Source organism: Klebsiella sp. HMSC09D12 (assembly GCF_001808475.1).
Lineage (GTDB): Bacteria > Pseudomonadota > Gammaproteobacteria > Enterobacterales > Enterobacteriaceae > Klebsiella > Klebsiella oxytoca.
In genome coordinates, this window is record NZ_KV793504.1 from 74,973 (window position 1) to 100,270 (window position 25,298).

Annotated in this window: 25 protein-coding genes; 16 read left to right on the top strand and 9 right to left on the bottom strand. The window is 58.8% G+C overall.

Annotation, left to right across the window (positions count from 1 at the left end; translation table 11 throughout):
* Positions 1–62 precede the first annotated feature (62 nt).
* Positions 63–1,508 carry a tagaturonate reductase gene (locus tag HMPREF3178_RS24250; protein WP_017145048.1) on the bottom strand — a complete coding sequence of 482 codons (1,446 nt, stop codon included), beginning with the start codon at positions 1,506–1,508 and terminating at the stop codon, positions 63–65.
* 11 nt (positions 1,509–1,519) lie between these two features.
* A complete protein-coding gene (locus tag HMPREF3178_RS24255; RefSeq protein ID WP_004110354.1) occupies positions 1,520–2,542 on the bottom strand; it encodes a zinc-binding alcohol dehydrogenase family protein in 1,023 nt (340 codons plus the stop codon).
* A gap of 139 nt (positions 2,543–2,681) precedes the next feature.
* Here HMPREF3178_RS24255 and HMPREF3178_RS24260 point away from each other — a divergent pair, with 139 nt between their 5' ends.
* Positions 2,682–3,596: a GntR family transcriptional regulator gene (locus HMPREF3178_RS24260; protein ID WP_004108518.1), complete on the top strand. Its 915-nt coding sequence runs from the start codon at positions 2,682–2,684 to the stop codon at positions 3,594–3,596.
* Between the two features lie 178 nt (positions 3,597–3,774).
* A complete protein-coding gene (locus HMPREF3178_RS24265; protein WP_004108520.1) occupies positions 3,775–5,136 on the top strand; it encodes an MFS transporter in 1,362 nt (453 codons plus the stop codon).
* Positions 5,137–5,139: 3 nt separating this feature from the next.
* Here the strand turns inward: HMPREF3178_RS24265 and HMPREF3178_RS24270 are convergent, their stop codons facing one another.
* On the bottom strand, positions 5,140–5,976 hold the full coding sequence (locus HMPREF3178_RS24270) for a GNAT family N-acetyltransferase (RefSeq protein WP_004108522.1): 837 nt from the start codon (positions 5,974–5,976) through the stop codon (positions 5,140–5,142).
* A 32-nt stretch (positions 5,977–6,008) separates the two neighbouring features.
* Here HMPREF3178_RS24270 and HMPREF3178_RS24275 point away from each other — a divergent pair, with 32 nt between their 5' ends.
* Together HMPREF3178_RS24275 and HMPREF3178_RS24280 are read left to right on the top strand one after the other, a co-directional pair.
* Positions 6,009–6,542 (top strand): GNAT family N-acetyltransferase, encoded by a 534-nt coding sequence (locus HMPREF3178_RS24275; RefSeq protein WP_004108524.1) that lies wholly within the window; start codon positions 6,009–6,011, stop codon positions 6,540–6,542.
* A gap of 70 nt (positions 6,543–6,612) precedes the next feature.
* Entirely contained in the window at positions 6,613–7,476 is an 864-nt protein-coding gene (locus HMPREF3178_RS24280; protein WP_024273690.1) for a MurR/RpiR family transcriptional regulator, read from the top strand.
* Here the strand turns inward: HMPREF3178_RS24280 and HMPREF3178_RS24285 are convergent.
* The 5 genes from HMPREF3178_RS24285 to HMPREF3178_RS24305 all read right to left on the bottom strand — a co-directional run bounded on the left by HMPREF3178_RS24285 (position 7,473) and on the right by HMPREF3178_RS24305 (position 12,361).
* Positions 7,473–8,075, bottom strand: a complete 603-nt coding sequence (locus HMPREF3178_RS24285) for a 2-dehydro-3-deoxy-6-phosphogalactonate aldolase (RefSeq protein WP_004108528.1) — start codon at positions 8,073–8,075, stop codon at positions 7,473–7,475. The two genes, HMPREF3178_RS24280 and HMPREF3178_RS24285, sit on opposite strands and share 4 nt — an antisense overlap.
* Positions 8,062–8,934: a 2-dehydro-3-deoxygalactonokinase gene (locus HMPREF3178_RS24290; RefSeq protein ID WP_004108530.1), complete on the bottom strand. Its 873-nt coding sequence runs from the start codon at positions 8,932–8,934 to the stop codon at positions 8,062–8,064. The genes HMPREF3178_RS24285 and HMPREF3178_RS24290 overlap by 14 nt, the downstream gene beginning before the upstream one ends.
* Positions 8,931–10,415 carry a sodium:solute symporter family protein gene (locus HMPREF3178_RS24295; RefSeq protein ID WP_004108532.1) on the bottom strand — a complete coding sequence of 495 codons (1,485 nt, stop codon included), beginning with the start codon at positions 10,413–10,415 and terminating at the stop codon, positions 8,931–8,933. The genes HMPREF3178_RS24290 and HMPREF3178_RS24295 overlap by 4 nt, the downstream gene beginning before the upstream one ends.
* A gap of 103 nt (positions 10,416–10,518) precedes the next feature.
* A complete protein-coding gene (locus HMPREF3178_RS24300; RefSeq protein ID WP_004108533.1) occupies positions 10,519–10,911 on the bottom strand; it encodes a RidA family protein in 393 nt (130 codons plus the stop codon).
* Positions 10,912–10,921: 10 nt separating this feature from the next.
* Entirely contained in the window at positions 10,922–12,361 is a 1,440-nt protein-coding gene (locus HMPREF3178_RS24305) for an N-acyl-D-amino-acid deacylase family protein (RefSeq protein WP_004108536.1), read from the bottom strand.
* 201 nt (positions 12,362–12,562) lie between these two features.
* On the opposite strand from HMPREF3178_RS24305, the gene HMPREF3178_RS24310 reads away from it, so the two are divergent.
* Positions 12,563–13,777, top strand: a complete 1,215-nt coding sequence (locus tag HMPREF3178_RS24310) for an amino acid deaminase (RefSeq protein ID WP_004108538.1) — start codon at positions 12,563–12,565, stop codon at positions 13,775–13,777.
* Positions 13,778–13,895: 118 nt separating this feature from the next.
* On the opposite strand, the gene hpaR is transcribed toward HMPREF3178_RS24310, so the two are convergent.
* Entirely contained in the window at positions 13,896–14,327 is a 432-nt protein-coding gene (hpaR, locus tag HMPREF3178_RS24315) for a homoprotocatechuate degradation operon regulator HpaR (protein ID WP_004108539.1), read from the bottom strand.
* 285 nt (positions 14,328–14,612) lie between these two features.
* On the opposite strand from hpaR, the gene HMPREF3178_RS24320 reads away from it, so the two are divergent.
* The 11 genes from HMPREF3178_RS24320 (at position 14,613) to HMPREF3178_RS24370 (ending at position 25,257) form a co-directional block, all read left to right on the top strand.
* On the top strand, positions 14,613–15,245 hold the full coding sequence (locus HMPREF3178_RS24320; protein ID WP_004108542.1) for a fumarylacetoacetate hydrolase family protein: 633 nt from the start codon (positions 14,613–14,615) through the stop codon (positions 15,243–15,245).
* Positions 15,242–16,006 (top strand): fumarylacetoacetate hydrolase family protein, encoded by a 765-nt coding sequence (locus HMPREF3178_RS24325; RefSeq protein ID WP_004108544.1) that lies wholly within the window; start codon positions 15,242–15,244, stop codon positions 16,004–16,006. The genes HMPREF3178_RS24320 and HMPREF3178_RS24325 overlap by 4 nt, the downstream gene beginning before the upstream one ends.
* Entirely contained in the window at positions 16,003–17,469 is a 1,467-nt protein-coding gene (gene hpaE / locus HMPREF3178_RS24330; RefSeq protein WP_004108546.1) for a 5-carboxymethyl-2-hydroxymuconate semialdehyde dehydrogenase, read from the top strand. The genes HMPREF3178_RS24325 and hpaE overlap by 4 nt, the downstream gene beginning before the upstream one ends.
* 1 nt (position 17,470) lies before the next feature.
* Entirely contained in the window at positions 17,471–18,328 is an 858-nt protein-coding gene (gene hpaD / locus HMPREF3178_RS24335) for a 3,4-dihydroxyphenylacetate 2,3-dioxygenase (RefSeq protein ID WP_004108548.1), read from the top strand.
* Positions 18,329–18,340: 12 nt separating this feature from the next.
* Positions 18,341–18,721: a 5-carboxymethyl-2-hydroxymuconate Delta-isomerase gene (locus HMPREF3178_RS24340; protein WP_004108550.1), complete on the top strand. Its 381-nt coding sequence runs from the start codon at positions 18,341–18,343 to the stop codon at positions 18,719–18,721.
* Positions 18,722–18,848: 127 nt separating this feature from the next.
* The gene (gene hpaH, locus HMPREF3178_RS24345; protein ID WP_004108551.1) at positions 18,849–19,652 is read left to right on the top strand and encodes a 2-oxo-hept-4-ene-1,7-dioate hydratase; all 804 of its coding nucleotides are present in this window, start codon (positions 18,849–18,851) and stop codon (positions 19,650–19,652) included.
* Positions 19,653–19,662: 10 nt separating this feature from the next.
* Positions 19,663–20,454 (top strand): 4-hydroxy-2-oxoheptanedioate aldolase, encoded by a 792-nt coding sequence (hpaI, locus tag HMPREF3178_RS24350; protein WP_004108553.1) that lies wholly within the window; start codon positions 19,663–19,665, stop codon positions 20,452–20,454.
* Positions 20,455–20,523: 69 nt separating this feature from the next.
* Complete coding sequence (hpaX, locus tag HMPREF3178_RS24355) at positions 20,524–21,900, top strand: 4-hydroxyphenylacetate permease (protein WP_070585532.1); 1,377 nt, start codon at positions 20,524–20,526, stop codon at positions 21,898–21,900.
* A 9-nt stretch (positions 21,901–21,909) separates the two neighbouring features.
* Entirely contained in the window at positions 21,910–22,800 is an 891-nt protein-coding gene (hpaA, locus tag HMPREF3178_RS24360; RefSeq protein WP_004108556.1) for a 4-hydroxyphenylacetate catabolism regulatory protein HpaA, read from the top strand.
* 362 nt (positions 22,801–23,162) lie between these two features.
* Complete coding sequence (hpaB, locus tag HMPREF3178_RS24365; RefSeq protein WP_070585534.1) at positions 23,163–24,725, top strand: 4-hydroxyphenylacetate 3-monooxygenase, oxygenase component; 1,563 nt, start codon at positions 23,163–23,165, stop codon at positions 24,723–24,725.
* A 19-nt stretch (positions 24,726–24,744) separates the two neighbouring features.
* Positions 24,745–25,257: a 4-hydroxyphenylacetate 3-monooxygenase reductase subunit gene (locus HMPREF3178_RS24370; protein ID WP_004108563.1), complete on the top strand. Its 513-nt coding sequence runs from the start codon at positions 24,745–24,747 to the stop codon at positions 25,255–25,257.
* Positions 25,258–25,298: the final 41 nt, after the last annotated feature.

Genomic DNA, 25,298 nt, shown 5'->3' on the forward strand with positions numbered 1-25,298 from the left:
TTTGCGGTTCAGAGCACAAAAAAAACGGCGCCCAAATCCGCGGACGCCGCACAACAAACCGACTACAGCCGCCTCAGGGCCTCCCGCATCCCCGCGCTCAAAATCATTTCCAGATACCGCGTAACCTGATCGGCAAGCCCCGGAACGGTCGTCAGATCTTCACCCCAGTGCGCTGCATCCTGCAGGACTTCCGTGACCAGTTCATGCAGCGGGCGGCCGCGCGCCACCTGCGCCCATCCTTCGGCAAAACGGGTTAGCCAGACGTCATCATCCTGCAGCGGATAGGTCTGTCCCTCGCGCTGGCCGCGATAGAAGGCGATGAGCGCCGCCAGGGCAAACGTTAGCCGCGGCGGGATCGCGCCGTGCCGGCGAATATTCGTCAGCAGCTGCGGCAGGATCCGGGTACGAAACTTAGTCATGCCGTTCAGGGCGATGGAGAGCAGCTGATGGCGAATCCAGGGATTAAGAAAGCGCCCGGTCACGGCATCGGCAAACTGCCGTAGCTCATCGGCGGGTAAATCCAGCGCCGGGATAATCTCCTCGTCGATAGTTTGCTGCACATAATGGCGTATGGCCTGATCATGCATCGCTTCGCCAACAGTATCGACACCGCACAGCCACGCCACCGGCACCAGCGCGGTATGCGCGCCGTTAAGAATGGCAACCTTGCGCTCTTTGTAGGGCCGGATATCCTCTACGATACGGATATTGAGCGGGTAGCGATCTAGCCGCAGCGTCTCCGCCAGCACCTGCGATCCCTGGATGACGAATAACCAATAGTATTCGGCGGTATCCAGGAAAGCATCATGGTAGCCCAGTTCCGCCTCCAGCTTTGCCGCTTCCTCGCGCGGATAGCCGGTGACGATACGGTCAACCAGCGTTGAACAAAATGTATTGGCGGTCTCAACCCAGACGCGAAAAGCCGCGGGCAGTTGCCACTCATCGGCGTAGCGTAGCACCAGCGCCTTCAGGGCTTCGCCGTTGTAGTCGATCAGCTCACAGGGGATAATCGTCCACCCCTTATCCGCTGCGCCGTTGAAATGGCGGAAACGTTCGAGCAGCAGCTGGGTCAGCTTCGCCGGAAAGCTGACCGGCGGCTTATCGTCAGGCCGGTCCCCGGCATGATAGCTAATACCCGCTTCAGTGGTATTTGAAAATACGAACTCAATCGCCGGATTACGAGCCAGCGCCAGATAGCCAGCAAAATCCTGCCAGGGGTTGATCTCGTTATTAACGGAGCGAATAATCCGCGCTTCGCTCACCGCCTCGCCACGTTCGTCCAGCCCGCGGATCACCGTGGTGTAAAGTCCATCCTGGGTATTGAGCGACGGCGGAAACTCGGTGTTGATCGGGCGAATAATGGTCACCCCTGCCGCCAGATCGGTTTGCTCATTCAGCCGATCCAGCTGCCAGTCGATAAACGCCCGCAGGAAGTTGCCCTCGCCGAACTGAATCACGCGCGTCGGGTAGTGCGGCCCGGGAAAATCTTGTCTGTTTAACGATTTCATAGCCTTTCCTGCTAAAAATGAATGACGCCTTTAATAAGCTGGCGATTGTTAATCACTTCGCTTTCGTAAATCTCGGCCAGCGACCTGAAATCGTAACGGTGGGTCAGCATCATTCTGGCGGTCACTTTTCCCTCAGCCATTAGACGTCCGACTTTGGCGAAATCCTCTTCCGTCGCATTACGGCTGCCCATCATGGTTGTCTCTTTCTTATGAAACTCCGGGTCCGGGAACTGCAGTTCACCTTTAAACAGGCCAACAAAAATGATGCTGCCGCCGTGACGGATTAAATTCACCGTGTTGTTCATCGCCTGCTGATTCCCCGTGGCATCGATCACCTTCTGCGCCAGCGAACCACCAAACATGTCACACAGCTGCTCGGTGAATTGCGGGTCAGAAGGGTCGAGCGTGGCCAGACCAAGGTGCTGCGCCACATGGTCGCGCCGCGCCGGGCTGGTATCCGCCACCACCACCTGCGCCCCGTCGGCTTTAGCGATAGCCGCCGCCCCGAGACCAATGGGTCCCGCACCGACCACCAGCACCTGCTCTCCCGGCTGGATAGCGGCGCGACGCACCGCGTGGGCGCTGATGGCGAAAGGCTCAATCAGCGCTGCGGCTTCCGGCTCGACGTCATCCACCACCAGCAGATTTTTTACCGGCACGCAGAGGTACTCGCTAAACCCGCCGTCCCGATGCACGCCGATCACCGAAATTTTCTCGCAGCAATTAGTCCTGCCGCTCAAACAGGCCGGACACTGACGGCAGGCAACGTAAGGTATGACGACTACCTGCTGTCCGCTTTTCAAGTTAAGAATATTTTTACCGAGACCGATAATCTCGCCGCATATTTCATGTCCGAGCACGCGTGGATAACTAAAAAAAGGTTGATTCCCTCCCCAGGCGTGAATATCCGTACCACAAATCCCCACCGTTTTTATTTTAATGAGCACTTCATCATCACCGGGAATGGGAATCTGGCGTTTTTCCCAGCGCAATATTTTAGGTTCCTGACAAACTAATGTATTCATCGACGTCATAATAATTGCCTCCGTATTTGTTGGCTTAGATATCGATGAAAAACAGAGGTGAGAATAAATTCATTGCAAAAATTGTGAAATCTCACGCACAAAACTGTTTTAAATCCGGCTTTAATAGCTAAAAAAATGGAGATGTATAATGAGCCGCTCGCAAAACCTTCGTCACAACGTCATTAACCAGGTCATTAACGATATGGCGCGCGGCTTTCTTCCGTCGCCGCTGCCCTCACAAAGTGCGCTGGCGGAGATGTACAACATCAGCCGCACCACCGTGCGCCATATCCTCAGCCACCTGTGCGAGCGGGGCGTATTGCGTCAGAACGCTCGGGATTATCAGATCCTTCGCCAGCCGGAGATGCAGGACGGCTTCGATGGCTCCAGCGCCTCGCTGGCCGAGCAGAACCGTCTCTTTGAGCAGGCGTTTTTCACCATGATTAACCAGCGCCAGCTGCGCGCCGGAGAGATGTTTTCCGAGCTGCAGCTGGCGCGTGCTGCCGGCGTCAGTCCGGTCGTAGTGAGGGAATTTCTGTTGAAATTCAGCCGCTACAACCTGATTGAAAGCGAAAAGCGCGGCCAGTGGAACATGAAGAAATTTGAGCAATCCTGGGCTGAGCAGCTGTTCGAGCTGCGGGAAATGCTGGAAACCCACGCGCTTCAGCATTTTCTCAATCTCCCGGACAACGACGCCCGCTGGCTGCAGGCGAAAACTCTGCTTGAGCGCCATCGCGCACTGCGTGACAGCATCGGCGACAGCTTTCGTATGTTTTCCCAGCTCGATCGCGACTTTCACTCGCTGCTCCTGTCCGCGGCTGAGAATATATTTTTCAATCAATCGCTTGAGATTATTTCCGTGATTTTCCACTTTCACTATCAGTGGGATGAGAGTGACCTTAAACAGCGTAATATCATCGCCATTGATGAACATATGACCATCCTGAGCGCGCTTATCTGCCGCAGCGATCTGGACGCCAATCTGGCGCTGCGTAACCACCTGAACTCGGCGAAGCAATCGATGATTAACTCGCTCAGGCAGAGCGAATCCCTGGCTCATTAAGTACCGATTAAAAACAGAAAATGATTATCAGCAGCACAGTTCTCAAAACATAATCCAGTGCCAGAAAAAAGGTTATTTATGCTGAAAACAAGTCGACTTACTTTACTGTGAAATAGGTGGGTGGGTTTAAACCATTCGATGTCACTTGTCGTTCAAATAGAATAACCAGGAGTCAGGCGTGGAATCACGAAATATAACTATCGACCCGCAGACAACCTTTGATAAAGGAAAGGCGGAGACTGCCAGCGTTCCGTTAAATAATACGTTAACGCGCAGCGCGCGCATTAAAAAAATTCAGACAACGGCAATGATCCTGTTATTTCTGGCGGCGGTGATTAACTACCTCGACAGAAGTTCATTGTCCGTCGCGAACTTAACGATTCGCGAAGAGCTGGGGCTCAGCGCCACCGAAATCGGCGCATTGCTGTCCGTTTTCTCGTTGGCCTACGGCATCGCCCAGCTCCCCTGCGGGCCGCTGCTGGACCGTAAAGGCCCGCGCATCATGCTGGGGCTGGGCATGTTTTTCTGGTCGCTGTTCCAGGCGGTCTCCGGGATGGTGCATAGCTTTACCCAGTTCGTGCTGGTGCGTATCGGCATGGGGATCGGCGAAGCGCCGATGAACCCGTGCGGCGTCAAGGTGATCAACGACTGGTTTAATATTAAAGAGCGCGGCCGCCCGATGGGCTTCTTTAACGCCGCCTCGACGATTGGCGTCGCGATCAGCCCGCCGATCCTTGCCGCGATGATGCTGATGATGGGCTGGCGCTGGATGTTCATTACCATCGGCGTGCTGGGGATCTTCGTCGCTATCGGCTGGTATATGCTCTATCGCAACCGGGAGGATGTCCCCCTCACCGCCGATGAGCAGGCCTACCTTAATGCCGGAAGCGTCAACGTTCGCCGCGACCCGCTGAGCTTTGCCGAATGGCGCAGCCTGTTTAAAAACAAAACCATGTGGGGAATGATGCTGGGCTTCAGCGGCATCAACTATACCGCCTGGCTGTATCTGGCCTGGCTGCCGGGCTACCTGCAAACGGCGTATAACCTCGATCTGAAAAGTACCGGGTTTATGGCCGCCATTCCTTTTCTGTTCGGCGCCGCCGGTATGCTCATCAACGGTTACGTTACCGACTGGCTGGTTAAAGGCGGCATGGCGCCGATCAAAAGCCGTAAAATTTGTATTATTGCCGGGATGTTCTGCTCCGCCGCGTTTACGCTGATCGTGCCGCATGCCACCACCTCTATCGCTGCGGTGCTGTTAATCGGCATGGCGCTGTTCTGCATCCACTTTGCCGGTACTTCCTGCTGGGGATTGATTCACGTCGCGGTGGCATCAAGAATGACCGCGTCCGTCGGCAGCATCCAGAACTTCGCCAGCTTTATCTGCGCCTCCTTCGCGCCGGTAGTGACCGGGTTTATTGTCGATACCACCCACTCATTCCAGCTGGCGCTGGTGATCTGCGGCTGCGTCACCGCCCTCGGCGCGCTGGCCTATATCTTCCTGGTCCGTCAGCCGATTAGCGACCCGCGTAACGGCTGAATCTTAACGCCCTGCTGATGGCAGGGCGCTCAGCGTTGCGCTCATTTCATACTGTTTTAATACCCCAGGCGTATAGCCGGCGGTCTGGAACAGGGGCGTAAAGCGTTCCGGGATGGTCACCGAGGTCCCGAGCCCTGGAAACTGTCGGGCAAGCGCCATCAGCATTTCCCGCCCTAGCCCGCGCCCGCGTGCGGCGGGCTCGACCCATAAAAACTGCAGCTGCGGCCTGCTGGATAAGGTCGCCAGCACGGCGAAAGCCTGCTGATGGAGGCTCAGCGCCCGGCACGGCAGGGTGCTGAAGGTGAGCGGGTCCATCAGCCACGGCAGCTGGCCATTAAGCTCGGCGCCGGCCCTGCGCGTCAGCGCCAGCACGTCATACTCCTGCAATACGGATGACTCCTCGCTCGCGGTCTGCGCGCTCAGATAGCCGCACAGCCCGTGCCGCACCTCGAAGCCCAGCGAGTGATACAGCGCTACCGCCGCGTGGTTATCGCGAATAACCTCCAGCCACATCCGCCGTACGCCCTGCTCGCGCAATGCATCCAGCAGCGACCCCATCAGCCGGCGTCCGACGCCCTTTCCGCGATACGCGGGTCGCATCGCAAATGCCGCCAGCCTGGCTTCATCGCCGCGCCGGGCGACAACGGCCATCGCCGCAGGGACATCACCATCCAGCCAGACGCAGGAATCCAGCAGGCTCAGCCCTTCGGCGCTAAAACGCTGGACAAAAACCTCTACCGACAGCGTGACGGGAACCAGGTAATCTTCGAAACAGTCGCAAAGGATCGTCGTCAGCTGCGCGACGCTAAACTGAGTGGCGGAAACGGCGGTAAGCTCCATACATTTCTCCCGGAGGCTGCTATGCTGAGGTGATGAAAACTAACACTATAACCGCCGCCGCGACGTTACGCCTGACTGAGGAGAGAGACATCCCTCTTCTGCCCGCCATTGAGCGCTCGGCGGCCCAGGCTTTTCGCCAGATTCCGGCGCTGGCCTGGCTGGCGGAAAGCGAAGTGATAAGCCCCGAGCGCCACCGGCTGTTCCTTGAAACTGACCACAGCCTGCTGGCCGTGGCCGATGACCAACCGATAGGCTTCCTGCTGAGCGAACCGCTGGATGATGCGCTGTTTATCGTCGAGATCGCCGTTCATCAGGCATGGCAGGGGCGAGGCATTGGCCGCATGATGCTGGAGCAGGTCATTGAGACAGCCCGCCAGGCGGCTTATCCGGCGGTCACGCTCACCACCTTCCGCGATGTGCCCTGGAACGCACCGTTTTACACGCGACTGGGGTTTTCAATGTTAAGTGAGCGAAGACTACCGGAGGGACTGGCGGCAAAAAGGGAGCTGGAAACGGAACACGGTCTGCCGCCGGAGACGCGCTGCGCCATGCGCCTAACGCTGTAGCCTCCGGCGCTGATTTCAGCGGCGGAATATGGTACAAAGTATCATTGATAACTTACCTGTTGATACCCGTATGTCCTGGTCAATCGATATCATTTCCTGCATAACCGATCGCTTTGTGGAACTCACGGCGACCGAAAAGCGCATCGCGCAGTTCATTCTCGATGATGTCGCGGCGGCGGCGGAGCTGCCCATCGCGGAGATGGCGCGTCTGACCCACACCAGCCAGGCCTCCGTTACCCGCTTTGCCCGGGCGCTCGGCTGTAAAGACGTCCGCGAGCTGAAGATGAGGCTCGCGCAATCTCTGGCGGTCGGACAGCGATTTATCCTCGATGTCCCGGACCTTGAGGGCGTACAGGGGATCTACGAGTCGATCATCGGCGTGCTGGAAACCAACCGCCGGGCGCTGGACATTGAAGCGCTGAAGCGTGCGGTGAGCTGGCTGAGCGACGCGCGGCAGATCCTGGCGCTCGGGATGGGCGGCGGCTCTACCATCTGCGCTCAGGAGATCCAGTATCGCCTGTTTCGCCTCGGCCTCCCGGTTGTCAGCCAGAACGACGGTCTGCTGGTGCGCATGATGAGCTCGGCGGTGACGCCAAAGGATGTGGTTATCGTGCTGTCGTTGGGCGGCTATACCCAGGAAATCATCGAGAGCGCGGCGATTGCCAGGCAGTACGGCGCAAAGGTCATTGCCATCACCCCCGGCGGAACGCCGCTGGCGGAGCAGGCGGATCTGGTGCTGCCGCTGCTGGTGCGCGAAAACGACTACATTTTCAAGCCCAGCACTTCACGCTATGCGATGCTGGCGATGGTTGACGTGCTGGCCACCGAACTGGCGATGGCCAATAAAACTCAGGCAAAAGGCAGACTGCGCCGGATTAAGCTGGCGCTCGACAGCCACCGCGGCGGCGTCGATCGCCAGCCGCTGGGCGATTAACCGCAGCGGGCGGCGGCGATAAACCTCTCCGCCTGCTGACGGGTACGTTCCACGGCCTGCCCGGCGCGATACAGATCGCTTCCCAGGCCAGCGCCGGCGCACCCGGCCTCAACCCAGCTTGCCAGATTCTCCGGCGTCACGCCGCCGACCGCCAGCACCGGCACCTCCGACGGCAGCACCGCTTTCAGCGCCCGAATGTAGTCCGGGCCAAAAGTGGAAGACGGGAAAATTTTCAACCACTGCGCCCCGGCATCCAGCGCGTTAAACGCCTCGGTCGCGGTGGCGCACCCGGCGCAAACCCGCATTCCGCGCGCCACCGCCCGGCGGATCGTCGTCGGCTCAGTATTCGGCGTCACGATAAGCTTCGCTCCGGCATCGGCCAGAAAATCGACCTGTTCCACCTTAAGTACCGTTCCCGCGCCAATCACCGCCTGCTCGCCAAAGCGCGCGACCATCTGCGGAATACTCTGCTGCCAGTCCGGCGAATTGAGCGGAATTTCGATATAGCGAAATCCTGCCTCTATCAGCGTCTCAATATGCTCCGCTGCCTCAGCGGGGCGAATACCGCGTAAAATCGCCACCAGTTTAATCTTGTCCATGCATTATCCTCGCCATGCCGCTCAGCAGCGCCTCATCGCCGCTGCAGCTGTTAACCGTCATTCCGCGCGCCTTCATCGCCCGACTGTAGCGGGCATTCAGCGCCGGGTCGCCAACCAGCGTGACGCCAGAGGTACGGTAACGCTGCCCCAGGGTCGCCACTTCCGCGCCAATCAGCAGCCCGGAGAGATAGTCGCTGACCGAGGTCGCGGCCAGGCCTCCCAGCACCCGGGCGGCCCTGGCGACAAACAGTTCGCTAATCAGCGACGGCTGCGCCAGTCCTTTTTCCAGCCCCCGTTCAAACGCCGTCTCGTCCGGCTGCTGGACCGGCAGCCCTTTGCCGATCAGCGATTGCGTCATCAGCAGATGATGCAGTTCACCGGTCATCGCCGTGGCAAAATGACGCACCGCGCCGTTCGCCACCTGTACCCATTTGCAGTGGGTGCCCGGCAGCACGTAACACTCCGCCGGCGCCAGCTGCCAGGCCCCCAGCAGCTGCGTCTCTTCGCCGCGCATCACGTTGAAATCCCCGTCCTGTTCAATCTTGAGGCCGGGAATAATCCACACGCCTTCAGCAACGGCGCATAGCTGCTGCCCTGGCGCGTCGATCGCTGCCGGACAGTCCAGATACGGCACCGCTTGCCAGCCCGCATCGCTGCCGATCATCCCGGCCATCAGCACCGGCAGCGCCTCCGCGCCGCGCCAGGGGGCCAAATGCTCCGCGAATACGTCGGCAGGCGCTCGTCCGTTCAGGCGGGTGATACCCAGCGGCAGCTGCTTTGTTTCGACGCACTGGCCATTACGAATCAGCCAGCCGCGCAGCTGGGTAGAGCCCCAGTCGACGGCAATATAGTCCTTCATTGTGCTTCTCCTGAGACCTGCACCGTCGTCTTCGCCGGCATCGCCTGCCCTTCACGCTCCTGCGTGATCATTTCCAGCGCCTGCTCACGGCTAACTTTGCTGGCTGGCGTCAAGAGGGTGACAAAAATCGCGAAAACAAAGCTGCCGACGACCGACGGAATGCACGGGTTCCCCCAGTAAGCCAGCCAGTCGGCTTTCATCAGAACCACAAGAGAAACCAGCATGCCGCTCAGCAGCGCGGTAAACGCGCCCTGCCAGTTGAAGCGCAGCCAGAAGCGGCCGAGAATCGAACAGACGAACAGACCGGACATCAGCATGGAGATCATTTTGGTGATATAGCTGATGATATCGTTCGAGGTCAGGGCGAAGATCATCGCCAGGCCGATAACGAACGCCAGCATCCAGCGGGAGAGCGTTATCGCTTTATCCGCCGGGGGCATTTTCCCGGTGATGAGGGTATAAACATCACGCATCATGATGGCCACGGCGGCTATCGCGTCAGAACTGGCCGAGGACATGGTGGCCGAAAGCCCGGCAATCAGCACCACCAGCCCGAGGATGGCCGGTAAGAAGCTGGTGGCGAACAGGAAGGCGTAATTACTGTTCTCGAGATTGGGGTTCATGGTCCATGCCGCCATGCCGATAATCGCCGGCAGCACCGAGAAAAACAGATACAGCACGCCGGTATAGACAAACGAGCGGCGCACCGAAGAGACATCTTTCCCCGAGTAAATACGCTGGCGATAGGAAGGGGTCGCCAGCACGCCGACGCCGATGACCATCGCCAGCGATAGCGCCGGAATGACCCCCAGTTTATCGACCGCAAACAGGCTCATCGCCTTGGGATCCATCGCCTGGACGATGGCATCCCATCCCCCGACGTGAACCACCGCCAGAATCGCCATCAGGATAAAACCGAAAAACAGAATTAATGCCTGAATGGTATCCGTCCACACCACCGCAGAATAACCGCCGATGATGACGTAAATCGCAAAGGCCAGAGCGATAATAATTTTCGCTAGCGTCAGATTTATTCCCGTCGCCCAGGATAAATACATGCTGCCGCCAAGAATATGCGCCCCCAGCCAGCCAATAGAGGCCACAAATATCATTATGCCGACGATATTTTTAATTAAATGACTACCGCCGGTATAATAAGAGAGCTCTTCGCTCATGGTCATAAAGCGCAGCTTGCGCACCGGGGCGAACAGCCAGGCCACCAGCAAAATACCGATGGCCCCGCCCACGCCGTACAGCATCCCGGCCCAGCCGTTGCTGTAGCCGAAGCCAACAGCGCCCATGCTTGAACCGGTGCCCACCATGGTCGCCACGGTAGAGCCCAGGGTCAGAAACAGCGGTAAGGAACGGCCACCGAGTAAAAAATCTTCTCCGCTTTTTTGATTACGCGACACGTACCAGCCAAGCCAAATCATGGCCAGCGCGTAAATAATAAAGCCGACTAAAAAGATATGACTATTCATAATTCACATCCTGCCAGTTGAGTAGGTAAAAGGTAAAAGGCTACGAAGCGCTGAATGAATTCAGCGCTCAAAAATCCTGTTTATATTTCTGGTTAATAAATTTTTATACGCGAGCCGCGTTATAACAGGTCACATCCACTTCAACTTTACAATCCACTACCAGGTCCGCTACGCAGCAGATACGGGCAGGCGGATTGTCGCCAAAGAACTCGCGGAATACTTTATTGAAAGACTGAAAATAGCGCGCATCGGTGAGGATCACCTTGACGTGCACCACGTCGGCCAGGGTGTAGCCCGCTTCGGTCATGATATCCACACAGTTCTGAATCGCCAGACGCGCCTGGTCAACGATGCCCCCTTCCACCACTTCACCCTCCTTCATCGGCGTCTGGCCGGAAACGTACAGCCAGCCCCCCGCCTCCACCGCGCGCGCGAACGGCAGATGCTGCCCACCGGTCCCGGTACCGCCCTCAACGCCATAACGTTTAATGCTCATTTTTCTCTCCTTAGTTCATTCGGCGGCGCAGGAAACGCCCTGCGCGCCCGGTAATCTTTTTATCGCTGCCGTAGCTCATCACGCCGTTAACCATCACCGCCTCGATACCGTCCGCCGGTTGTTTCGGGTCGGAGAAGCTGGCGACATCGCGCACCGTCTGCGGATCAAACAGCACCAGATCGGCAAAATAGCCCACTTTCACCAGCCCACGCTCTGCCAGCTGGAAACGCGCCGCCGACAGACCGGTCATTTTGTGGATAGCGGTGGTCAGCGGAAACAGCCGTTCATCTCGGCAGTAGTGGCCCAGGACCCGCGGAAACGCGCCCCATAGCCGCGGGTGCGGCATCGGGTCGTTCGGCAGACCGTCTGAGCCGATCATGGTCACCGGATAACGCAGTACCCGCCGCACGTCCTGCTCGTCCATGTTGTAGTAGATGGCGCCTGCAGGCATCAGCCGCGCCGCCGCCTCGTGCAGGCTAACCTGCCAGCCGTCAGCAATCTGCTGCAGGGTTTTTCCGGCCTGCTCGGGCTGCGCCTCCGACCAGGTAATGACGATATCGAACTCATCGGTGACCTGCTTCATATCCAGCGTCGACGAGCTGGCAGAATAGGGGTAGCAGTCACAGGCGATCTCCTGGCGCTGGCGCATCTCATCGAAGAAAGCCAGCGTCTCCTTCGTGCGACCCCAGTTTTTCGCGCCGGCGCACTTATGGTGCGATACCACCACCGGTACGTTACCGTGGCGGCCAATGCGGAACGCCTCGTCGAGCGCCTCCAGAATCGGTTCGAACTCCGAACGCAGGTGGGTGGTATAAATTCCCCCTTCTGCCGCCAGCTCCTCGGCCAGCGCCATCACTTCTTCAGTGGTGGACTGAAACGCGCTGGCGTAGGCCAGCCCGCTACTCAGCCCCAGCGCGCCCTGACGCAGCGCGTCGCGCAGCTGCACCCGCATTCCGGCAATCTCGATCTCCGTCGCCGGGCGGAACAGATCGTCCATATGGTTATTACGCAGCGCGGTATGGCCAATCAGCGTGCCGACGTTTAATGACGGCTTCGCCGCCGCCACCGCGTGGGCATAAGCGTCAACAGTGGGATAAACAAAGTGCTCCGCCTCACCCAGAAGATTCATCGGGTCCGGTACGCCGTCGCGCATGGTCGCCGTCGCCGCGCTGATCCCGCAGTTGCCGACAATCACCGTCGTCACCCCCTGGCTCAGCTTCGGTAAATACTCCGGCATACGGATGACGTTGATATCATCATGGGTATGCACATCGATAAATCCGGGAGCCAGCACGCGCCCCTGCCCGTCAATCACCTGCTCCGCCGCCAGGTTCAGCGCCGGGGCCATATCCACAATTCGATCGCCCTTCACCGCCACGTCGCCGCGAAACTGTGGTCCGCCGCTGCCGTCAATGACCGTGACGTTTTTGAAAAGCCAGTTAACTTTCATCGCAATTACTCCCTTTCAACTCTGCCGACAAGTAAACCATTTACAAGGCGGAAAAACAGTGGAAAACTACGCAAAAACCAGATCAAATTGTGATACTTTTATTCACAAACGACATAAACAAATTATATATTCTATATATTTCAATTAATTAAATTTGATACTTAGCTTTAATCCGATCTTAAACCCTAAAAGGATAGTGTTATGAAATACCATTCCGATACGCTTATTCCGCACAAAGCCGCCATAATGTCCGCACCGGCCAATCTGCTGGCGGAGGAGGTTTGCCTTCCGGCCGCGCTGCTGAAAAAAACGGCGCTGGAAAATAACATCGCCTGGATGCAGCGTTACGCCGACGCGCGCGGCGTCTCGCTGGCCCCGCACGGTAAAACAACGATGACGCCGTGGATTTTTCAGGCGCAGCAGCGGGCGGGCGCATGGGGAATCGGCGTGGGCAGCGCCTGGCAGGCCAGCGCGGCGATGGCCAGCGGCGTTGAGCGCGTCCTGATGGTCAATCAGCTGGTCGGCAGGGCGAATATGCAGGCGGTATCGCGCCTGAAAGCGCATTACCGTACGGCGGAGTTTATCTGCTGCATCGATAGCCTTGCCAACGCCCGCGCGCTGTCGACTTTCTTCGACGAACGGCGGCAAACGCTGGACGTGCTGATTGAACTGGGCGTGGCCGGTGGGCGCTGCGGCTGCCGCAGCGTTGAGGATGCGCTGGCGCTGGCGCAGGCTGCGGCGGAACTTCCGGGCCTCAGGCTGCGCGGTCTCGAACTGTATGAAGGGGTGTTACACGGCGACGATCCGCAGCCGCAGGTGGAGGCTCTGCTGCGCCAGGCCGCCGGTTTGGCCTGCCGGATGGAACATCTGGTTGAGGGGGAGTTTGTGCTGACCGGAGCCGGTACCGTCTGGTACGACGTGGTGTGCAATATCTGGCTGGCGGCGAAGAAACCGGCGCGCTGCCGAATCGTTATCCGCCCCGGGTGCTATATCACCCACGACCGCGGGATCTACGATATCGCGCAGAAAGCACTGGTGGCCCGCGATCCGATCGCCTGCGATCTGGGCGGTGATTTAACCTCAGCGCTGGAGCTGATGGCGATGGTCCAGTCGGTGCCAGAAGCCGATCGCGCGGTGGTGAACTTCGGCAAGCGCGACTGCGCCTTTGACGCCGGCCTGCCGCAGCCTGTGGCCCGCTATCGCAACGGCGCGCAGCTATCCGCGGAGGGGATCGAGAGCGTGGGGATTATGGACCAGCACTGTATGCTGCGCCTCGCGCCCGGCAGCGACGTGCAGGTCGGCGATATTCTGGTGTTCGGTACCTCGCATCCGTGCCTGACGTTTGATAAATGGAAAACCCTGCTGCTGGTGGACGAGCAGTATAACGTGCTGGAAGAGCTCGATACCTTGTTCTGAAGGACGCTTTCTCCCGGAGGCGGCGCGCTGCGCCTGTCCGGGCTACCGTGCTGTGAACCCGTAGCCCGGACAGGTGCGCCAGCACCGCCTCCGGGATGTTTTTCGCGCGGACAATGTATTATTCCTCTCCCTGCGCTCCATTCCCCAGGGCGATAAACTCCTCCAGCAGCGCGGTAAGCTGACGCATTTTTTCGACGGTAAATTGGGCTTCGATCTGACGATAGGCCTCTTCCACCTGGGCCTGGGCGCTTTCATAAAGCGTCGAACCCGCCGGCGTCAGCGAAACGTAGAGCTTGCGCTGGTCATTTACCGGTTTTAAACGCAGCACCAGGCCGTCGCGTTCCATACGGGTCAGGATGCCGGTCAGGCTCGGACGTAAAATACAGGCGCGAAAGGCCAGATCGTGAAAATCCATCGACGGATGTTCGGCGAGGATACGCACGATACGCCACTGCTGCTCGGTCAGATTGTGGCGTTTAACGATGGGCCGAAAGTGGGCCATCGCCGCTTCCCGCGCCTGCAGCAGCGCGATAGTTAACGAATCATGCATCACATACCTCTGAAGTAAATCCCCAATCTGTTAATAAGTTAATAATTAGCGCTAATTCCCTCCGAAGGCAACCGGTTTCTGCCTCTGAAAAGTACCAGATGGTACAACTGCTTTTGTTATCTAATTGATTAATAATAATTAAAATACAAATCTGTAAATTTATTGTTAATCCGATCACAAAACATTCACTTCTGTTTGCCAAACATTCCCGCAAAGCATAAAAGATGATCATTAACATATTAATGAATTAACTGACTTCCCAAATCCGTAGCAGAGGAGTGGTAAATGAAAGGTACCATCTTCGCCGTGGCGCTTAACCACCGCAGCCAGCTCGACGCCTGGCGCGAAGCGTTTCAACAGGCCCCCTATAAAACGCCGCCGAAGACCGCGGTCTGGTTTATCAAACCGCGCAACACCGTTATCGGCGATGGCGAGAGCATTCCCTACCCGCAAGGCGAAACCGTGCAGAGTGGCGCCACCGTGGCGCTGATCGTCGGTAAAACCGCGCGCAAAGTCGCTGCAGAAGACGCCGCGGCTTATATCGCCGGGTACGCGCTGGCGAACGACGTCAGCCTGCCGGAAGAGAGCTTCTATCGTCCGGCCATCAAAGCCAAATGCCGCGACGGCTTCTGTCCGCTTGGCGCACTCGCGCCGCTCAGCGATGTCGATAACCTGACCATCATCACCGAAATCAACGGTCGCGAGGCGGACAGCTGGACTACCGCCGATCTCCAGCGCTCCGCCGCCGAGCTGCTGAGCGCCCTGAGCGAATTCGCCACCCTCAATCCCGGCGATGCGATTCTGATCGGTACGCCCCACTCCCGCGTTACGCTGCGCCCCGGCGATCGCGTACGTATTCTCGCCGAGGGCTTCCCGGCGCTGGAAAACCCGGTGATTGATGAAGGAGAGCTGGCATGAGGCAAGCACGTATTGAGTGGCAGGGACAGCGGCACGATGTCCAGGTGAATGAACGTGGTCAGGTCCAGCTCGCCAACGGCAGTCTGCTTAAGGAAGGCGAGTTTCGTTGGCTGCCGCCCGCCGACGGCACCCTGTTCGCGCTGGGCCTGAACTACGCCGATCACGCCAGCGAGCTGGCGTTTACGCCGCCAACCGAACCGCTGGTGTTTATCAAAGCGCCCAACACCTTTATCGGCCATAGGCAAGAGTCGGTGCGCCCGGATAACGTCGAGTACATGCACTACGAGGCTGAACTGGTGGTGGTGATCGGCAAAACCGCGCGTAAGGTCGCCGAAGCCGACGCCATGGAGTACGTAGCCGGGTACACCGTCTGCAACGACTACGCCATCCGCGACTACCTGGAAAACTACTATCGCCCCAACCTGCGGGTCAAAAGCCGCGACACCCTGACGCCGATAGGCCCGTGGATCGTCAGCAAAGAGGCGATCCCCGATCCGCACAACCTGGCGCTGTGCACCTGGGTCAACGGCGAGCTGCGCCAGCAGGGCACTACCGCCGATCTGATCTTCAGCATTCCGTTCCTGATCGCTTACCTCAGCGAATTTATGACCCTGCAGCCGGGCGACATGATCGCCACCGGCACGCCGAAGGGGCTGTCGGACGTGGTGCCGGGCGATGAAGTGATCGTCGAAGTGGAAGGCGTCGGCCGTCTGGTCAACCACATCATTAGCCAGCAGGCATATGAGGAGAAGCTGTCATGAAAAAAATTAACCACTGGATCAACGGCAAAAACGTCGCCGCCGCGGAGTATTTCCATACCACTAACCCGGCCACCGGCGAAGTGCTGGCGGAGGTCGCCTCCGGCGGGGCTGACGAGGTGAATCAGGCGGTGGCGGCGGCAAAAGAGGCGTTTCCGAAATGGGCCAATCTGCCGATGAAAGAGCGCGCGCGTCTGATGCGCCGGCTGGGCGATCTGATCGACCAGAACGTCCCGGAGATCGCCGCCATGGAGACCGCCGACACCGGCCTGCCGATCCACCAGACCAAAAACGTGCTGATCCCGCGCGCTTCGCACAACTTCGAGTTCTTTGCCGAGGTGTGCCAGCAAATGAACGGTAAGACCTATCCGGTTGATGACAAGATGCTCAACTACACCCTCGTGCAGCCGGTCGGCGTCTGCGCGCTGGTGTCGCCGTGGAACGTGCCGTTTATGACCGCGACCTGGAAGGTGGCGCCGTGCCTGGCCTTGGGGAATACCGCGGTGCTGAAAATGTCCGAACTGTCGCCGCTAACCGCTGACCGTCTTGGCGAACTGGCGCTGGAAGCGGGCATTCCAGCGGGGGTGCTGAACGTGGTTCAGGGCTATGGCGCGACGGCGGGCGATGCGCTGGTACGCCACCATGACGTACGCGCGGTATCGTTTACCGGCGGTACCGCCACCGGGCGCAACATCATGAAAAATGCCGGGCTGAAAAAGTACTCCATGGAGCTGGGCGGCAAATCGCCGGTGTTGATTTTCGAAGACGCCGATATTGAGCGCGCTCTCGACGCCGCGCTGTTCACCATTTTCTCGATCAACGGCGAACGCTGCACCGCCGGCTCGCGCATCTTCATTCAGCAGAGCATCTACCCCGAGTTCGTTAAACGCTTTGCCGAACGCGCGAATCGCCTGCGCGTCGGCGACCCTACCGACCCGAACACTCAGGTGGGCGCGCTGATTAGCCAGCAGCACTGGGAGAAAGTCTCCGGCTATATCCGCCTCGGCATTGAAGAAGGAGCGACCCTGCTGGCCGGCGGCGCGGATAAGCCCGCCGATCTGCCTGCCCATCTGAGAAACGGCAACTTCCTGCGGCCAACGGTGCTGGCGGACGTCGATAACCGCATGCGCGTGGCGCAGGAAGAGATTTTTGGCCCGGTAGCCTGTCTGCTGCCGTTTAAAGACGAGGCGGAAGGTCTGCGCCTGGCCAACGATGTGGAGTACGGCCTCGCCTCTTATATCTGGACCCAGGACGTCAGCAAAGTGCTGCGCCTGGCGCGCGGCATCGAAGCCGGAATGGTGTTCGTCAACACCCAGAACGTCCGCGACCTGCGTCAGCCGTTCGGCGGCGTGAAGGCCTCCGGTACCGGCCGCGAAGGCGGCGAATACAGCTTTGAAGTGTTCGCTGAAATGAAAAACGTCTGCATCTCGATGGGCGACCATCCGATCCCAAAATGGGGAGTCTGATATGGGAAAGTTAGCGTTAGCAGCAAAAATTACTCACGTACCGTCGATGTATCTCTCTGAACTGCCGGGTAAAAACCACGGCTGCCGCCAGGGAGCCATCGATGGGCATAAAGAAATCGGCAAGCGGTGTCGCGAGCTGGGTGTGGATACCATCATCGTCTTTGATACCCACTGGCTGGTCAACAGCGCCTACCACATCAACTGTGCCGACCATTTCCAGGGCGTCTACACCAGCAACGAGCTGCCGCATTTTATTCGCGACATGACCTATGACTATGACGGTAATCCGGAGCTCGGCCACCTGATTGCCGACGAAGCGGTCAAACTCGGGGTCCGTGCCAAAGCGCACAACATTCCAAGCCTGAAGCTGGAGTACGGCACCCTGGTGCCGATGCGCTACATGAACAGCGATAAGCATTTCAAAGTGGTCTCTATCTCGGCGTTCTGTACCGTCCATGATTTTGCCGATAGCCGCAAGCTGGGCGAAGCCATTCTTAAAGCGATTGAGAAATATAACGGCACCGTGGCGGTCTTTGCCAGCGGCTCGCTGTCGCACCGTTTTATCGACGACCAGCGCGCCGAAGAGGGAATGAACAGCTATACCCGCGAGTTCGATCACCAGATGGACGAACGGGTCGTGAAGCTCTGGCGCGAAGGCAAATTCAAAGAGTTCTGCACCATGCTGCCGGAGTACGCCGACTACTGCTTCGGTGAAGGCAATATGCACGACACGGTGATGCTGCTGGGCCTGCTGGGCTGGGACAAATACGACGGCAAAGTAGAGTTTATTACCGAACTCTTTGCCAGCTCCGGCACCGGTCAGGTCAACGCCGTCTTCCCGCTGCCGGAAACGGCGTAAGGAGTACGCAGAATGCCGCATTTTATCGCTGAATGTACCAACAACATCCGTGAGCAGGCTGATTTACCGGGTCTGTTCAGCAAAGTGAACGCCGCGCTGGCGGCAACCGGCATCTTTCCTATCGGCGGCATTCGCAGTCGCGCCATCTGGCTGGATACCTGGCAGATGGCCGATGGCCAGCATGACTACGCCTTCGTGCATATGACGCTAAAGATTGGTACCGGACGCAGCCTGGAGAGCCGTCAGGACGTGGGCGATATGCTGTTCAGGCTGATCAAAGCCCATTTTGCCGCGCTGATGGAGAGCCGCTATCTGGCGCTGTCGTTTGAGCTCGATGAACTGCACCCGACGCTGAACTACAAGCAGAACAACGTACACGCGTTGTTTAAATAGGTGCGACCCGCCCCTCTCCCGGTGGGAGAGGGTGTAAACAAATACTGCCACAAACCCCAGGCCGGCTAAGACGCCTCCGCGTCGCCACCCGGCGCAGCAGCACCGAATGACGTAACAGGAAGCAACTATGCTCGATAAACATACCCATACCCTGATCGCCCAGCGGCTGAACCAGGCGGAAAAACAGCGTGAACAGATCCGCGCTATTTCGCTGGATCACCCGACGATCACCATCGAAGACGCCTACGCGGTACAGCGCGAATGGGTAAATATGAAGATCGCCGAAGGCCGCGTGCTGAAAGGGCATAAAATCGGCCTGACCTCGAAAGCGATGCAGGCCAGTTCGCAAATCAGCGAACCGGACTACGGCGCGCTGCTGGACGATATGTTTTTCCACGACGGCGGCGATATTCCTACCGACCGCTTTATCGTCCCGCGTATCGAAGTCGAGCTGGCTTTCGTGCTGGCCAAACCGCTGCGCGGCCCCAACTGCACCCTGTTCGACGTCTACAACGCCACCGACTACGTGATCCCGGCGCTGGAGCTGATTGACGCCCGCTGCCACAACATCGACCCGGAAACCCAGCGCCCGCGCAAAGTCTTCGACACCATCTCCGATAACGCCGCCAACGCCGGGGTGATCCTCGGCGGCCGTCCGATTAAACCCGACGAGCTGGATCTGCGCTGGATCTCCGCCCTGCTCTATCGCAACGGCGTGATTGAAGAGACCGGCGTCGCCGCAGGGGTGCTGAATCACCCGGCCAACGGCGTGGCCTGGCTGGCGAACAAGCTGGCGCCTTACGACGTCCAGCTGGAAGCCGGGCAGATTATTCTCGGCGGCTCCTTTACGCGTCCGGTACCGGCGCGCAAAGGCGACACCTTCCACGTTGATTACGGCACCATGGGCGCGATTAGCTGCCGGTTCGTCTAGGAGGAATATGATGAATAACGCCTTTAAAGACGCCATAAAAGCGGGTCGACCGCAGATTGGCCTGTGGCTGGGACTGACCAGCAGCTACAGCGCTGAGCTGCTGGCCGGGGCCGGGTTCGACTGGCTGCTGATCGACGGCGAGCACGCGCCAAACAGCGTGCAGACGATACTGACCCAGCTGCAGGCGATCGCCCCTTATCCCAGCCAGCCGGTGGTGCGCCCCTCGTGGAACGACCCGGTGCAGATTAAACAGCTGCTGGATATCGGCGCGCAAACCCTGCTGGTACCCATGGTGCAGAACGCCGACGAAGCGCGGCTGGCGGTGAAAGCCACCCGCTATCCGCCCGCGGGTATTCGCGGCGTCGGCAGCGCCCTCGCCCGGGCCTCGCGCTGGAACCGCGTCCCGGATTATCTCCATCAGGCTAACGACGCGATGTGCGTGCTGGTGCAAATCGAAACTCGCGAAGCGCTCAACAATCTGCCACAGATCCTCGATGTCGAGGGCGTGGACGGCGTGTTTATCGGCCCGGCGGATCTGAGCGCCGACATGGGCTTCAGCGGCAACCCGCAGCACCCGGAAGTACAGGCCGCCATTGAGCACGCCATCGGGCAAATTCGCACAGCGGGCAAAGCGCCGGGGATCCTGATGGCCAACGAACAGCTGGCGAAGCGTTACCTGCAGCTCGGCGCGCTGTTTGTCGCCGTCGGGGTCGATACCACCCTGCTGGCCCGCGGGGCGGAAGCGCTGGCGGCACGGTTTGGCGCAGAAAAAACCGCCGAGGGTTCGTCAGGCGTCTATTAACGCCAGGTGGCGCAGCGCCACCCGGCAACCCGCAGTACCCTACAAAATTCCCATTAGAGGAAAATGATAATGAGCGATACATCATCTGCCATCCCGGAAAAGTTCGATCCGGCTAATCAGCACAAGCAGCTGACGGCGCAGCAGCAGTCGGTTATCAACAAGCTCTTTCGTCGCCTGATCGTGTTTTTGTTCGTGCTGTTTATCTTTTCGTTTTTAGATCGCATCAATATCGGCTTTGCCGGGCTGACCATGGGGCAGGATCTGGGCCTTAACGCCACCATGTTCGGCCTTGCCACCACCCTGTTTTACGCGACCTACGTCATTTTCGGCATTCCGAGCAACGTGATGCTCAGCATCGTCGGCGCCCGCCGCTGGATCGCCACCATCATGGTGCTGTGGGGCATCGCCTCCACCGCCACCATGTTCGCGACCGGGCCGAATAGCCTCTATATCCTGCGCATGCTGGTGGGGATCACCGAGGCCGGTTTTCTGCCCGGCATTCTGCTCTATCTGACCTACTGGTTCCCGGCCTTTTTCCGCGCCCGCGCCAACGCGCTGTTTATGATCGCGATGCCGGTGACCACCGCGCTGGGGTCGATTGTTTCAGGCTATATCTTGTCGATGGACGGCCTGTTGAACCTGCACGGCTGGCAGTGGCTGTTCCTGCTGGAAGGCTTCCCGTCGGTGCTGCTCGGTATTATGGTCTGGTTCTGGCTGGATGATTCGCCGTCGAAGGCCAAATGGCTGACCGCAGAAGATAAAAAATGCCTGCAGGAGATGATGGACAACGACCACCTGACGCTGGTCCAGCCGGAAGGGGCGATCAGCCATCACGCCATGCAGCAGCGCAGCCTGTGGCGGGAAGTATTCACGCCGATCGTGCTGATGTACACCCTGGCCTACTTCTGCCTGACCAATACGCTCAGCGCGATCAGCATCTGGACGCCGCAGATCCTCAAAAGCTTTAACGAAAGCAGCAGCAATATCACCATCGGCCTGCTGGCGGCGATCCCGCAGATTTGTACCATTCTGGGAATGATCTACTGGAGCCGGCACTCCGATAAGCACCAGGAGCGTAAGCACCACACCGCCCTGCCGTTCCTGTTCGCCGCCGCAGGCTGGCTGCTGGCGTCGGCGACCGATCATAACCTGATCCAGCTGCTCGGGATCGTGATGGCTTCGACCGGATCGTTTAGCGCGATGGCCATTTTCTGGACCACGCCGGATCAGTCGATCAGCCTGCGCGCCAGAGCGATCGGTATCGCGGTGATCAACGCGACCGGCAATATCGGATCGGCGCTCAGCCCCTTTATGATCGGCTGGCTGAAGGATATTACCGGCAGCTTCAGCAGCGGCTTGTGGTTCGTCGCCGCCCTGCTGATCATTGGCGCAGTCATTATCTGGGCGATTCCGATGAAAGGATCGCGTCCGCGCGCGACGCCGTAAGGAGCCGCTATGTGCCAGAGTCCTGTTGCCAATATCGATATTAATAAAGAGTACGATGAGAGTCTGGGAACGGAGGAGGTACATTACCAATCCTTTGCCCGGATGGCGGAGTTTTTTGGCCGCGATATGCAGGCGCACCGTCACGACCAGTATTTTCAGATGCACTTTCTCGATACCGGGCAGATTGAGCTGCAGCTCGACGATCATCGCTATTCGGTGCAGGCGCCGCTGTTTGTCCTGACGCCACCCTCGGTGCCGCACGCTTTTATCACCGAGTCCGATAGCGACGGTCATGTGCTGACGGTGCGCGAGGATCTGGTCTGGCCGCTGCTGGAGGTGCTCTATCCCGGCACGCGGGAGGCTTTCGGTCTGCCGGGCATCTGCCTGTCGCTGGCCGATAAGCCCGAGGAGTTGGCGGCGCTGGCGCATTACTGGCGGCTGATTGAACGGGAATCGACGTCGCAGCTGCCGGGGCGGGAACATACCCTGACGCTGCTGGCGCAGGCGGTGTTCACCCTGCTGCTGCGCAACGCGAAACTTGACGATCATGCGGCCAGCGGAATACGCGGCGAGCTCAAGCTGTTCCAGCGGTTTAACCAGTTGATCGATAGCCACTACCACCAGCACTGGACGGTGCCGGATTACGCCAGCGAGCTGCATCTGACCGAATCAAGGCTAACCGATATCTGCCGCCGCTTCGCCAACCGGCCGCCCAAGCGGCTGATTTTCGACAGGCAGCTGCGCGAGGCCAAACGGCTGCTGCTATTTTCCGACAACGCGGTAAGCGAAATAGCCTGGCAGCTGGGCTTTAAAGATCCGGCCTATTTTGCCCGCTTTTTTAACCGCTTAGTCGGCTGCTCGCCGAGTGCCTATCGGGCGCAGAAAGTACCGGTGTCGTAAGATCTTTCCGGCGACGGCGCGGCGAGTTCGCAGCCGTCTGAGAGGCGGTAGCCCGGGCAAGGCGCGTCAAGCGCCGCCCCCGGGAGCAGAACGTAGAGTCGCTGAATTTCCCGGAGGCGATGCTGCGCATCTGTCCGGGCTACCAATTCAAAACCCGCCCTGGCTTGTCGTCGGTTCACCGGAGAGCCAGGCCGGAAAATAGAAAAACCAACCCCCGATCACATAACCCAACCCCGCCTGAAAAGTACCGACCATTGACCTAAAAGTCTCTTCACGAAAGCCGCGTTAACCGCTTCAATTGAACAACAAAAACAAAACATAAATTTAACATCGCATTCCGATTAATACTGAAGAGGTCACCTATGAAACCTGAAAATTTCCGTGCAGACGCTAAACGCCCGTTAACTGGCGAAGAGTACCTGAAGAGCCTGCAGGACGGCCGCGAAATCTATATCTACGGCGAACGCGTTAAGGACGTGACCATCCACCCGGCATTCCGCAACGCCGCCGCCTCCGTCGCCCAGATGTACGATGCGCTGCATAAACCCGAGCTGCAGGATACCCTGTGCTGGGGCACCGATACCGGCAGCGGCGGCTATACCCACAAGTTCTTCCGCGTCGCGAAAAGCGCCGACGATCTGCGCCAGCAGCGCGACGCCATCGCTGAATGGTCGCGCCTGAGCTACGGCTGGATGGGCCGTACCCCGGACTACAAAGCCGCATTCGGCTGCGCGCTCGGCGCAAACCCGGCGTTTTATGGTCAGTTTGAACAGAACGCCCGTAACTGGTACACCCGCATCCAGGAAACCGGCCTCTACTTTAACCACGCCATCGTCAACCCGCCGATCGACCGCCATAAGCCAGCCGACGAAGTGAAAGACGTCTATATCAAGCTGGAGAAAGAGACCGATGCCGGGATCATCGTCAGCGGCGCGAAAGTGGTGGCCACCAACTCGGCGCTGACCCACTACAATATGATTGGCTTCGGCTCGGCGCAGGTGATGGGCGAAAACCCGGACTTCGCGCTGATGTTTGTCGCGCCGATGGATGCCGAAGGCGTTAAGCTTATCTCCCGCGCCTCCTATGAACTGGTCGCCGGAGCAACCGGATCGCCGTACGACTATCCGCTCTCCAGCCGCTTCGACGAAAATGATGCGATCCTGGTGATGGATAATGTGCTGGTCCCATGGGAAAACGTGCTGATCTACCGCGACTTCGATCGCTGCCGCCGCTGGACGATGGAAGGCGGTTTCGCCCGCATGTATCCGCTGCAGGCCTGCGTGCGTCTGGCCGTGAAGCTCGACTTTATCACCGCCCTGCTCAAGCGCTCGCTGGAGTGCACCGGCACCCTGGAGTTCCGCGGCGTACAGGCGGATCTCGGCGAAGTGGTAGCCTGGCGCAATATGTTCTGGGCGCTGAGCGACTCGATGTGCGCCGAAGCCACGCCGTGGGTTAACGGCGCGTATCTGCCGGATCACGCCGCGCTGCAAACCTATCGCGTGATGGCGCCGATGGCCTACGCCAAAATCAAAAACATTATTGAACGCAACGTCACCAGCGGCCTGATCTATCTGCCGTCCAGCGCCCGCGATCTCAACAATCCGCAGATCAACGAATATCTGGCGAAATACGTGCGCGGATCGAACGGCATGGATCACGTCGAGCGTATCAAGATCCTCAAACTGATGTGGGACGCCATCGGCAGCGAGTTTGGTGGTCGTCACGAACTGTACGAAATCAACTACTCAGGTAGCCAGGATGAAATTCGCCTGCAGTGCCTGCGTCAGGCGCAGAGCTCCGGCAACATGGACAAAATGATGGCGATGGTGGATCGCTGCCTGTCCGAGTACGACCAGAACGGCTGGACGGTGCCGCATCTGCACAACAATACCGATATCAACATGCTGGATAAGCTGCTGAAGTAAGCGGCAGCGGGAGGTCACAATGCAATTAGATGAACAACGTCTGCGTTTTCGCGATGCCATGGCCAGCCTGTCGGCCGCCGTTAACGTCATCACCACCGAAGGCGAGGCGGGCCGCTGCGGTATCACCGCCACCGCGGTCTGTTCGGTGACCGATACGCCGCCGTCGGTGATGGTTTGCATCAACGCTAACAGCGCGATGAATCCGGTGTTTCAGGGCAACGGCAAGCTATGCATCAACGTGCTGAACCACGAGCAAGAGGAGATGGCGCGCCACTTCGCCGGTATGACCGGGATGACGATGGACGACCGTTTCGGCCTCAGCTGCTGGCAAAAAGGCGCGCTGGGCCAGCCGGTGCTGAAAGGCTCGCTGGCGAGTCTCGAAGGCGAGATTAGCCAGGTACAGACCATCGGCAGCCACCTGGTCTATCTGGTAGAAATCAGGAATATAACCCTGAGCCAGCAGGGCCACGGGCTGATCTACTTTAAGCGCCGCTTCCATCCGGTGATGATGGAGATGGAGGTCGTGGCGTAATGGCCTCGCCAGCCTCTCCCCGGATAACGGGGAGAGGCAAC